The organism is Streptomyces sp. CC53 (assembly GCF_001865245.1).
Classification (GTDB): Bacteria; Actinomycetota; Actinomycetes; order Streptomycetales; family Streptomycetaceae; genus Streptomyces.
In genome coordinates this window covers 1-11,529 of record NZ_MKXB01000068.1, presented here as the reverse complement: position 1 = coordinate 11,529, position 11,529 = coordinate 1, and the positions used below count along the sequence as shown (strand labels likewise).

The following is an 11,529-nucleotide window of genomic DNA, read 5'->3' as shown; positions in this document are numbered from 1 at the left end:
CGGCGGGCGGGCTCCGCGGCGGCCTGCGGTGGCCTGCGGTGGCCTGCGGTGGCCTGCGGTGGCCTGCGGGCCGGACCGGCACGGCAGGCTCCGTGCGTTCCGCACGGTGGTGCGGCCGTGCGGAGGCCGTCGTAGCCGCACCGGCAGGGGCGTCCGCGGGGGGGTCCTGGCCGAGTGCGGCGGCCTCCGGCCGGACGTCGAGCGCGGCCGCCGCGTGCTCCGGCGGGATGTGCGCGAGGCGGCCCCGGCGGCCGGCCCTCGGGGGCGTCAGTACCGGGTGGCACCGCCGGTCGCGGCCCACGAAGGTGCGCGGCCCCGGCTGCGCCACCCGGTCGGGGCACCGGTCGTCTTGACGGGCGACCGGCTCCGCGGCCCGTGCCGCTCCCGGTTCACTGCGGACCGGCTGCCGGGCCGCCGACGGGCCACGAACGGCGATCGGCGGCCCGGGCGCCGGTCTCCGGAACCGGCCTGCGGGCGCCGGTGGAGTCAGTGGTGTAGGTGGTGCTGGTAGTGCTCTCGTCGAACGCCTCCATCGTGTCGTGGAGATCGGACAGCACGTCGGCGGCGGCCGCACCGTCGAGCACCCGGTGGTCGAAGGTGAGGTTGAGCCGCATCACGGGGGCGACCGTCACGGTGCCGTCCCGCACCACCGGGCGGTCCGCCACGCGGCCCGCGCACAGGGTCACGGCGGTGCCACCGGCCGAGTGGAAGCCGTCGACGGCGCGGTGGCCGAGCGAGCTGACCGAGACGGTGCCGAGCACGCCCGCGCGGCGACGCGGATCGCGCAGCGCCGCGGCGAACGCGGCGCGGCCGAGCGGCACCGGGAGCCTGCCGAGCAGCCGCACGCCCGCGAACTCGGGCAGCGCGGCCGCCTGTTCACCCCGGTAGTGGTCGACGCGCTCCTGGATCTCGGCCAGGGTCGCCGACTCGAGGCCGGGCACCAGCGCCGAGAGCACCGCGCGTTCGCCGTCGACGGGCCGGTCGAGGGCGAGTTTGGCGGTGACGCCGTCGAAGCGGACGGTCCTCGGCCGCCGCAGCAGCCCGGGCCAGCCGGGGGCGGTCACGGCGTTGGCCTCCGGGTGACGGTCGAGGACCCGGCCTGCGGCGTACAGCAGGTAGCTGACGAGCGAGTAGCGCCGGCCGGCGGCGCGGGCGGCGGCGCGGTGCGCCTGGATGCGGGTCATGTCGACGTCCGTGTCCAGGTGCACGGGCCGCTGGGCCGCCGCCCACTCCAGGAAGTACAGGGTGTGGCGGCGGCGGCGCTCCGTGATGACGGTCGGGGTCACCACCCGAGGACCGCCGTCTCGTAGATCCCCTGGAGGCTGCGGGCCTCCAGGAGCCTGCTGACGGGGACCTTGCGGCCCAGGGCGCGTTCCAGGGCCGTGACGAGCTTGAGGAGGTGCAGCGAGTCCCAGTCGGGCAGCTCGTCGAAGTCGGCGGTCACCTGCGCGGGCCCCAGCGGCATCCCGGTCTCGTCCGCGACGAGCCGGACGTACGCGTCCAGGGTGAGGCCCCCCGAAGCGCGGGCGGCGGCTACGGGATCCGCGGGCCCGGGGGTGCGGATCGCGGCGGAGGGGGCGGCAGGCTCCGCGGGCCGGGGAGTGCGGGTGTCGGCGGCGGGGTCGGTGGCGCCCGTGCTGCGGGTCGCGGCGGCGGGGTCGGGGCTCATACCTTCTCCAGGGCGAATCCGGCTTTGATCCACTTGCTGGACTCGACGGCGACGGCGAGGGCCTTCTCGGCGCCGGACATGTGCTCCAGCAACTTCTCGATCTGCAGGAAGGGCAGGGCGTTGCCGTTGTTGCCGGTGTCGGCGACGCAGCTGACCTCCTGCGCGGTCGGCACGTCGAGCACCTCGGTGATCCGGCGGGTCATCCGTCCGGACAGCTGCGGCGGCAGCAGGTAGTCCACCTGCTCCGGTTCCCAGTCGAGCTCGCCGAGCATCTCCCAGAGGATCTCCACGGCCATGACGGGCACGGACTCCTCGATGGCCTTGTAGTCCTCCGTGAGCGCCTGCCGGTCGTCGTACCGGTCGGCCAGCCCGAACCACTCGATGACCTGGCCCGGGCTGCGGCCGAGGCCGGTGAAGCGGTTGAGGACGTGGCGCAGCGCGAGGCGCTGCCCGCGCGGCTCGTCGGTGACGACGGCCGCTCCCGCGCCGTCGCCGAACAGGACGTAGTTGACGAGGTCCGCGGGGGCCGCGCCGGCCACGTCGCGTCGGAGGTCGAGGTGCTTGCTGCACACGTCCCCGCCGATGACGAGTCCCGTGCGGTACTGGCCGGAGGCGATCATCGCCCGGGCGACACCGAGGGCCTGGACGGCGCCGGCGCAGCCGGACTGGAGTTGCAGGGTGGGGACCTGGTCCAGGCCCAGCTGGTCGGCGACGTGGTTGACGGTGGCCGGCATGAGGGTGTCGGGGGTGGCGGTGCCGAGGACGACGAAGTCGATCGCGGACGGGTCGACGCCGGGGGCGGCGAGCGCCTCCTGCGCGGCCTGCGCGCACAGGTCGGCCAGGGACCAGCGGACGGCGCCGGTGCCGAGGTCGCGGGCGAAGTGGCGGGTCCTGGTGCCGATGAACACCTCGATCCAGTCCTCGTTGACGCCGAGCACCTTGGACAGGGCGGCGTTGTCCACGGGGTCGCCGGGCAGGGCCGTGCCGATCGAGGCGAGAAAGGCGGTGGGTCTCATGCGGTCCGCTCCTCTCCGGTGCGTGCGCGTTCCGCCGTGGCGCCGGAGGGTCCCGCGGTGGCGGGCGCGGCCGCGCCGAGCTCGTGCAGGAAGGCGACGAGGTCGCCGACGCTGGTCAGCCGGGGCAGCAGGTCCCGGACCTGGACGGCGCCGATGCCGGTGAGCCGTGACTCCAGCCGGTTCTTGAGCTCCATCACCATGACGGAGTCGAAGCCCAGGTCCTCGTACAGCCGGTCACGCGGGCCGACCTCAGCGCCGGTGTAGCCGCCGACCGCCCTGACCGCGCCCAGGACGGCCGTCTCCACCGGGTCGGCGGGGCCGCCGCGCCTGTCCAGCGGGAGCACGGCGGCGGAGGCGGGTTCCGGCGCCGCGCACGGGCCGGGCTCAGGGGTCGTGGCCCCGAGTGGCCCGCCCCTGCGGCGCACCGGGTTCCCGGCCCAGTACCGGTGCTCCGTCGAGAAGGCGTACGCCGGGAGGGGATGCGGGACCCGCTCCTCCGGGGCGTACACGGCGTCCCAGTGGGGGTCGACGCCGCCCCGGTACAGCTCGGCGAGCGCCTCGGCGAGGTCGCGGCCCGCGGATCCCGGCCCGCGCACCGGCAGGACGTGCGCGGGGTCCGCACCGGGTGCGAGGCGCCGGACCAGGGGCGAGAGGACCGGGCGGGGCCCGACCTCCACCAGGTGGGTCGGGCCGTCGGCGAGCAGCGCTGCGGCGGCGTCGCCGAACCGCACCGTCGCGCCGACGTGCTCGACCCAGTACGCGGCGTCCATCGCCTCGCCGTCCAGCACCCGCCCGTGGACCGTGGAGTACAGCGGGGTGCCGGGCACTCCCCCGCCGACCTCCTCGGCGACCCTGGCGAAGCGGTCCAGGACGGGCCGCATCAGCGGTGAGTGGAAGGCGTGCGAGACCGTCAGGCGGCGGGTCGCGACGCCGTCGGCGGCGAGGGCGTCGCCGATCCTGCGCAGGCTCTCCAGGTCCCCGGAGAGCACCGTGGCGGCGGGGCCGTTGACCGCGGCGACCCCGACCAGGGGCTCGTGCGCGATCCGCGCGTCCAGCGCCGCCCGGTCGGCCCGGACGGCCAGCATGCCTCCGCCGCCGGGGAGTTCCTGCATCAGGGCACCGCGTGCGGCGATCAGGCGCGCGGCGCCGTCGAGGGGCAGCGCCCCCGCAAGGACGGCGGCGGCGTACTCGCCGACGCTGTGGCCGAGGAGCAGCCGCGGCCGGACGCCGAGCGCGTCCAGCGTCCGGCCGAGGGCGTAGCCGACGGCGAACAGGGCGGGCTGTGTCCACCGGGTGCTGTGGACGGCGTCGCCGCCGGACAGGAGCAGGTCGCGCACGGAGTTCCCGGTGTACGGAAGGAGCGCGGTGTCGGCCTCGTCGAGGAAGTGCCGGTACAGCGGCGACTGGGCGTACAGGGCGGCGGTCATCCGCGGGTACTGCGAGCCCTGCCCGGTGAACAGGAACGCGGGGCGGGGCGGCTCGGCGGGCCGGTCCGCGAGCCGGGCGGGCAGCTCCGGGTCGGCCGCCGACTCGCGGAGCGCGGCCACGAGTTCGGCGGTGCTGGTGGCGACCGCGGCGTAGCGGTGGCGGTGGCCGGACTTGACGAGGTTGCTCGCCCTGGCCAGTGGCCCGAGCGGTACCCGGCGGGCCGCCGCCGCGTCGGCCTGGGCGAGCAGGTTGCGGCGCAGGGCGTCCGGGGTCGGCGCGGTGAGGGTGAAGACGGCGGCGCCGATCCCGCCGGGCGTGGCCGGGTCCGCCGGTGCGGGGCGCGCGGCGTGCGGGGGCGCGGACTCCAGGACGGCGTGGGCGTTGGTGCCGCCCATGCCGAAGCTGCTCAGCCCGGCGAGTGCGGGGCCCGCGGGCAGCCGCAGCGGTGCCTTGAGGAGCCGCAGCCCGTGGTCGCGCAGTCGGAGCCGCTTGCTCTCCTTGGCCGCGAAGCGGCTGGCGGGGACGGTGCGGTGGTGCAGGGCCAGGGCGACCTTGATCAGCCCGGCGATGCCGGCGGCGCCCTCGGTGTGGCCGAGGTTGCCCTTGACGGAGCCGAGGGCCAGCGGGGCGCCGCTGCGCCCGGCGTGGTGGTGGCCGAGCGCCTTGACCTCCATCATGTCGCCGAGGGCGGTGCCGGTGCCGTGCGCCTCGGTGAAGACGACCTCGGCCGGCTTGACGCCGGCCCTGCGGTAGGCGGCGGCGAGCACGTCCTGCTGGGCCCACCGGTTGGGCGCGGTCAGCCCGTTGCTGCGACCGTCCTGGTTGACGGCGGTGCCGCGGATGACGGCGTACACGCGCTGGCCGTCGGCGACCGCGTCGCGCAGCCGGCGCAGCACGACCACGCCGACGCCCTCGCCGCGGCCGATGCCGTCGGCCTCGGCGCTGAAGGGCTTGCAGCGCCCGTCGGGCGCGGAGAGTCCCGCCTGGGTGTAGAAGATCGACAGGGCGGGTGTGAGGGCCACGTTGACGCCGCCGACGAGTGCGTGGTCGCACTCTCCGGACAGCAGCGCGTTCACCGCGAGGTGCGCGGCGACCAGGGAGGAGGAGCAGGCGGTGTCGACGGCGAGGCTGGGCCCCTTGAGGTCGAGGTGGTACGAGATCCGGTTGGCGGTCATGCAGTAGCCGTTGCCGGAGCCGACGTGCGGGGTGACGCGGTCGTAGTCGGTGAGGTGCAGGTGCGCCCACTCGTTGCCCATGACGCCGACGAACACCCCGGTCGGGGTGGCGGCGAGGGCGCGAGGCGGGATTCCGGCGTCCTCGACGGCCCGCCACGCGGACTGCAGGAGCAGCCTCTGCTGGGGGTCCATGACGGCGGCCTCGCGCGGCGAGACGGTGAAGAACTCGTCGTCGAAGGCGTCCGGGTCGGTGATGAACCCGCCCTCGGTGGTGTTGCAGCGTCCTTCGCCCCCGGCGGCCGAGTGGAACGCGGTGGCGTCCCACCGCTGCCGGGGCACCTTCCCCACGCCGTCGGCGCCGCGCATCAGCAGGTCCCAGTAGGCGCCGGTGTCGGGCGCTCCGGGGAACCGGCAGTCGATGCCGACGATGGCTACCGGCTCCATCAGGCGCCGCCGTCCTGCGCGGCCTGCGCGGCGAGCTCCTCCGCCAGGTGGGCGGCGAGCGCGTGCACGGTCGGGTGGTCCCAGGCGGCCGTCGGTTCGACGAGGACGTCGAAGTCGTCCTCGATGTCGCCGCACAGGCTGAGGGCGGCGACGGAGTCGAGGCCGTACTCGGCGAGGGGTGTGTCCGGGTCGATCTCGGCGGGTTGCCGCTTGAGGTAGAGGGCGATGCGCTCGGCCAGCCAGGTGGTCAGGGACCCCGTGGTGTGTCCGGTGGTCGGAACGGGCATGGTGCACTCCTCGCGGGGGTGAGCGGTGGTCGCGTGCTGTGGTGCGGCGGCCCGGCGCCTGCCCGGGCGGGCCGGTCGGCGCGGCGCGGTCAGCCGACGAGCGGGGTGTCGTACAGGTCGTAGGCGGTCTGTGCGTGGAAGCGGCGCAGGACCTCCTCGTGCAGGCGGGCGTGAACGGACGCGGGGAGGTCGGCGGGCCGGCGGCCGAGCCGGCGGGCGAGCCGGTGCAGCGCGGCGGCGAGCCAGGCCGGTTCGGCGAGGAAGGCGTCGCCCGCGGCGGGGGACGCCTGCTGCCGGACGCCGACGGCGGCGGCGGCCGCGAGGAGCAGGGCGTACCGGTCGGCGAGGGCGAAGGCGGCGGGGCCGGCCAGCGCGGTGCGGTCCCGTGGGGCGAGCGCGCGGCTCGCGTCCTGCACCTGCCTCAGTTCGTCCACGAGGTGCAGGACGAGGCCGTGGACGGCCCGTTCCTCGGGCGGGGCGCCGGGCAGCCGGTCGGCGGCGGCCACGAGGGTGGCGCTCAGCGCGTCCTGCCCGCTCGCCAGGGCGAGCCGGTCGTAGGGGAGGGCGGGGAGTCCGGCGCGCGGCCGGAACAGTGCGGCGGGCGCCGGTTCCCCGGTGAACCAGGAGCGCCGGGCGAGCCGGGGCAGCTGCGGGATGAGCGTGGCCTGGCAGGCCGCGGACCCGGCGTGGCCGAGGCTGAGGACGGGCAGGTCCCGCAGGTGCTTCTGGAAGATGCCGTGCTCGCCGTCGCGCAGGTAGAAGCGGGCGCCGAGGACGACGGACAGCTCCCGCATCACGTCGGTGAGGACCTTCGGGACGAGCAACTTGGCGGCGGCGGCGTACACGCCGGTCTGCTCGGGCAGCAGGTGCACCGCCCTGGTCGCCGTCAGCGAGAGGCTGTCGCAGGTCAGCAGGTCGGTGAAGGCCCCGGACAGGGTGTCCCTGGCGTGGGGGATGTCCAGCACGGTCCGGCGGTGCAGCCGCCGGCCCCGCGCGAAGCGCACGACGGTGCGCAGGGCGGTGTCGGCGGCGCCGAGGGCCATGCCGGGCAGCGCGGCCCGGGTGATCTGGAAGGCCCGCAGCGCGGTCTCGACACCCGTGCCCTCCTCGCCGACGAGGGTCGAGGCGGGCACGGGGCTGTCGTCGAACCGCAGGCCGGACAGGTGGCAGCCGCGCACGCCGACGGCGTCGTACCGGGGCAGCACCCGCCACGTGGCCGGGTCGGGCTCGCCGCGTTCGACGAGGAGCACGGAGTGGCTGCGGCTGCCCGGCGCGGGGCTGGTGCGGCCGAACAGGACCCAGGCGTCGGCGCGGTCGGCGTTGTTGACCACCTGCTTCTCGCCGTTCAGCAGGTATCCGCCGTCCCCTCGGGGGCGGGCCGCGAACTCGTTGCGCACGAAGTCGTTGCCGTGGGCGAGTTCGTGGTAGGCGACGGCGACCTTGCCGCCGCCGGTGAGGAGCCGCGCGAGGCGGGCGCGCTGTGCGGCGCTCCCGGCGGTCCAGACGTTCACGGCGGCCATGAAGGACGTGACGCCGTAGCCGAGGCCGAGGGCGACGTCGCGGCGGAACACCTGCCGCATGACCCGCACGAGCGTGTCGAGCCGCTCCATGCGGCCGCCCTCGGCGTGCGGCACGAAGTCGGCTCCCAGGCCCAGTTCGTCGAGGGCGCGTTCGCCCGCTTCGGGGAGCACCCCGGCCTCGTCCGCCTCCAGCAGTCCGGCGTACGACAGTGCGCCGCGCGGGTCCGTGGGGTCGCCCAGGCGCCGGTCCACCGCGGCCACGCGGGCCGCGGCCCGCTCCTCCTGCCCTGCCCGTGCCGACGGGGGCGGCGCCCCGGGTCGCGTGCCGTTCAGCATGCCGTCCTCCCCGTCCCGGCGGCGGTCGCGCCGGTCGTCGCGGTCTGCGTTCCGGGGAGCCGCTGCGGCAGCAGCGAGAACAGCCGGCCCGAGGTCCGGGTCTCCCGCAGCGCGCCGAGCAGCTCGTCGTAGGTCTCCGCGCCAGCCGCCGCGGGTTCGCCGAGGCGGACCAGCAGCCGGTCGAGCGCGGTGTGCAGCCACAGGCCGCGACGCCAGAGCCTCCCGGTGCGGGGGTCGCCGCCGGCGTGGTCGGCGCTGTGCGTCCACAGTCCGAGGCAGGCAGCGCCGGCCCAGCACAGGGTGTAGCGGCGCGCGGTCTCGAAGGCGGCGGACGGGACGTCGGTGAGGCCGCTGCCGTACGCCTCCATCTCGGCGTGCACGGCGGTGGTGGCGTCGAGCAGCCGCCGCGCGGCCGCGGCCACCGGGGCCAGCGCGGGGTCGGACCGGGCCTGCCGGACGGTCGCGTCGACGTGGGCCGGGAGGGCGGCCAGGAGGCCGCTGCCGTGCCGGGCGACCAGCGACAGCCGCGCCGGGTCGAGGGCCGGCAGCGGTGCGGCCAGGTCGCAGGCGGTGCGGGCGCCCGCCGTGTCCCCGGTGCCGCGCCGGAACCCGCGGGCCAGGGGGCGGAACTGGTTGACGAGTGCGTTGAGGTTGACCAGGGTGTTGCCGTCGAACAGGCCGACGAGGCGGTGGTCGCGGACGACCTTCTGGAACCGCCCGCCGGCGTGGACGCCCTTCAGGAAGGCGCGGGCGCCGAGCAGTTCCGTCAGATCGGCGAGCACCCGGTCGGTGCCGGTCGGCAGGAGGTACTTGGTGACGGCCGAGGTGACGGCCAGCTCGGCGGTCTGGGCCTGGACTGCGCGGGCGGCGACCAGGGCGACCGCCTCGTGCAGCAGGACGTCGGCGGCGGCGCCGGTCAGCAGCCGCCGGGCCTGCGGCAGTTCGACGAGCCGGCGGCCGTACAGCTGCCGTTCCTCGGCGAAGTCCAGGCCGAGCCGCAGTCCGTGGTCGGCGGCGCCGAGCGAGAGCGCCGCGCACAGGGTGCGGGTGAGCTGGAGCGCCTTCAGCACGACCTCCAGGCCGGCGCCCTCCGCGCCGACGAGGGCGCCGCGCGGCACCCGGGCCGTGTCGAAGGCGATGCCGGAGATGTCGGCGCCGCGGATGCCGTGGGTGCGGATCTTCGGGAGGTGGCGGTAAGCGCCCTCGCCCAGGTCCCGCTTGTCCACGAGGAGGACGCTGAAGCCGCGGGGGCCGCCGTCCGGGTCGGTGCGTGCCAGCAGCGACAGCACGGCGCTGCGGGTGGCGTTGTTGATGAGCCACTTCTCCCCGCTGACCAGCCAGTGTCCGTCCGGGCCCGGTGGCCCGGCGTCGGCGCGCACGTCGCCGGCCAGCAGGTCGCTGCCGTGGGCGCGCTCGGTGAGCCCGAGGGAGACCGGGACGCCGGCCATGATGGCGGCGCCGAGCCGGGCGCCTTGCTCGGCGGTGCCCGCGACCCAGACGCAGACACCGCCGAGGTAGGTCTTGCCGTGGGCGATGGCGCAGGTCAGGTCGCGGCGGGCGACGGTGCGGGCGAGTTGCAGCACCTGCTCGTAGTCGCGCAGCCCGCCGCCGTGCTCGACCGGCACGTACTGCCCGGGCAGTCCCCACTCCTCGAAGCGGGCGCAGATGGCGGTGGGGAACTCCTCCTTCTCGTCGAGTTCGTCGCAGCGCGCGTACGAGAAGGTCTCCGCCGGGTCGTCGGGGTCGCCGAGGAAGTGGTCGAACTCCTCGGCGAGCAGGTAGGGCCGGTGCTCCATGTCAGACCACCGCTTCGGGTGAGGGGGCGGCGCCGGGCGGGGCGGCCAGCGCGCGGACGGCGGGTTCCAGGACCGCGTGGAGCGCGCTGACGCGGCCCTGGAGGAACAGGTCCCGCATCAGGGTCCGCTGGACCTTGCCGCTCGTGGTCCTGCGGACGGTCCCGGGCCGTACGAGCAGCACGTTGCCCGCGGGGACCGCGAACTCCGCGCTGATGCGGCGCTGGACCGCGGAGGCGAGCGCGGGGAGGTCGGTGGCGGTTCCGGGGCGGACCTCCTGGACCGCCACGAGGTGCTCGTGGTCGGTGTGCACGGCGAAGACGGCGCCCGCGCCGCTGCCGAGCGCCGGGTCGGCGCCCTGCACGGCGCGTTCGACGTCCTGCGGGTAGAGGTTGCGGCCCGCCAGGACGAGCACCTCCTTGAGCCGGCCGGTGACGTACAGCTGCCCGTCCTTCAGGGCGCCCAGGTCGCCGGTGCGCAGCCAGCCGCCGGCGTCGTGCCCGCCGGAGCCGTCGGAGACCGCCGCGTCGAACACCTCCTTGTTGGTCTCCGGGCGCTTCCAGTAGCCCCCGGCGACGCTGTCGCCCTTGAGCCAGATCTCGCCGACGTGCCCCTCGGGCTTCTCCTCGCAGGTCTCCGGGTCGACGACGGCGAGCGCGAAGTCCCGCACGACGCCGCTGCTGACGAGGGAGCGGACGGGCCGGCCGGGACGCGCCCCGGCCAGCTCGCCGCGTTCGAGGGCGGCGGCGTCGGCGTCGAGCACGCGCGGCCCGGCGGTGCGGGGGATGCCGGAGACCAGCAGGGTCGTCTCGGCCATGCCGTAGCAGGGGAAGAACGCCTCGGGGCGGAAGCCGGCGGGCGCGAAACGCTCGGTGAAGGCGCGGATCGTCTCGGCCCGCACCGGTTCCGCGCCGTTGTTGGCGGTCGTCCAGGTGGACAGGTCCAGCGTCGCCAGCTGGGCGTCGGTGACGCGGCGCACGCACAGGTCGTACGCGAAGTTGGGGCCGCCGCCGGTGGTCACCCCGTAGTCGCCGATCATCCTCAGCCAGCTGTGCGGGCGCTTGAGGAAGGTGAAGGGCGCCATGAGGACGCCGGGGGCGCCCAGGTAGACCGGGTGGAGGATGTGCCCGATGAGGCCCATGTCGTGGTAGAAGGGCAGCCAGCCGCCGCACACCGTGTCCGGGCCGGTGCCGATGGAGCGTTGGATCGCCGCCTGGTTGGCGAGCAGGTTGCGGTGCGAGACCGCGACGCCCTTGGGTTCGCTGGTCGAGCCGGACGTGTACTGGAGGAAGGCCAGGCTGTCCGGGGTGAGGGCGGGGGCCGCCCAGGCTCCGGCGTCTCCGAGGGCCGGGTCGTCCGTGGCCGCGCAGGGCACGCCGGTGAAGCCCTCGGCGCGCAGCCACTGTGCGACCTCCGGGGCGTGGGCCGCGTCGGTGAGGACGGCCGCCGCCTCGGCGTCGCGCAGGATGCCGGCGACCCGGGTATAGCCCCTCCCCTGCTCGGTGGGCACCGGGGCGGGCACGGCGACGGCGCCGGCGTACAGGCAGGCGGTGAACGCCGTGATGAAGTCCAGGCTCGACGGGTAGAGCAGCAGCACTGGGCGGTGCGCCGCCCCGCGCGACTGGAGCCAGGACGCGATCCGGCGCGCCTCCCGGTCGAGGTCCGCGAAGGTGAGGTGCCGCGGCACGGAGCCGCGGGCGTCGTCGGGCAGGAAGACGAAGGCGTCCGCGGCGCTGCGGGTTGCGGTGCGTTCCAGGACCAGTTCCGTGAAGGTGCGGAAGTTCGTCAACGTTTCTCCGACCTTTCCGAGATCCGCTGGCTGGCGCCGGCGCGGGTCGCTGTGACATCACGATCGTCGTCC

General features: G+C 75.9%; 8 protein-coding genes. All 8 read right to left on the bottom strand.

The window, feature by feature from the left end:
* Positions 1–389 precede the first annotated feature (389 nt).
* The 8 genes from BJP40_RS06295 to BJP40_RS06260 all read right to left on the bottom strand — a co-directional run bounded on the left by BJP40_RS06295 (position 390) and on the right by BJP40_RS06260 (position 11,457).
* On the bottom strand, positions 390–1,286 hold the full coding sequence (locus BJP40_RS06295) for a 2-oxo acid dehydrogenase subunit E2 (RefSeq protein ID WP_226962384.1): 897 nt from the start codon (positions 1,284–1,286) through the stop codon (positions 390–392).
* Complete coding sequence (locus tag BJP40_RS35300; RefSeq protein WP_107416723.1) at positions 1,283–1,669, bottom strand: acyl carrier protein; 387 nt, start codon at positions 1,667–1,669, stop codon at positions 1,283–1,285. Before BJP40_RS35300 ends, BJP40_RS06295 begins: the two co-directional genes overlap by 4 nt.
* A complete protein-coding gene (locus BJP40_RS06285; protein ID WP_071279311.1) occupies positions 1,666–2,685 on the bottom strand; it encodes a 3-oxoacyl-ACP synthase III family protein in 1,020 nt (339 codons plus the stop codon). Before BJP40_RS06285 ends, BJP40_RS35300 begins: the two co-directional genes overlap by 4 nt.
* Positions 2,682–5,732 carry a type I polyketide synthase gene (locus tag BJP40_RS06280; RefSeq protein ID WP_071279310.1) on the bottom strand — a complete coding sequence of 1,017 codons (3,051 nt, stop codon included), beginning with the start codon at positions 5,730–5,732 and terminating at the stop codon, positions 2,682–2,684. The genes BJP40_RS06285 and BJP40_RS06280 overlap by 4 nt, the downstream gene beginning before the upstream one ends.
* A complete protein-coding gene (locus BJP40_RS06275) occupies positions 5,732–6,019 on the bottom strand; it encodes an acyl carrier protein (RefSeq protein WP_071266646.1) in 288 nt (95 codons plus the stop codon). The genes BJP40_RS06280 and BJP40_RS06275 overlap by 1 nt, the downstream gene beginning before the upstream one ends.
* An 89-nt stretch (positions 6,020–6,108) precedes the next feature.
* On the bottom strand, positions 6,109–7,875 hold the full coding sequence (locus tag BJP40_RS06270; RefSeq protein ID WP_071279308.1) for an acyl-CoA dehydrogenase family protein: 1,767 nt from the start codon (positions 7,873–7,875) through the stop codon (positions 6,109–6,111).
* Positions 7,869–9,671, bottom strand: coding sequence for an acyl-CoA dehydrogenase family protein (locus tag BJP40_RS06265; RefSeq protein ID WP_071279306.1), 1,803 nt, complete (start codon positions 9,669–9,671; stop codon positions 7,869–7,871). Before BJP40_RS06265 ends, BJP40_RS06270 begins: the two co-directional genes overlap by 7 nt.
* Position 9,672: 1 nt before the next feature.
* The gene (locus BJP40_RS06260; protein ID WP_071279305.1) at positions 9,673–11,457 is read right to left on the bottom strand and encodes a fatty acyl-AMP ligase; all 1,785 of its coding nucleotides are present in this window, start codon (positions 11,455–11,457) and stop codon (positions 9,673–9,675) included.
* Positions 11,458–11,529: the final 72 nt, after the last annotated feature.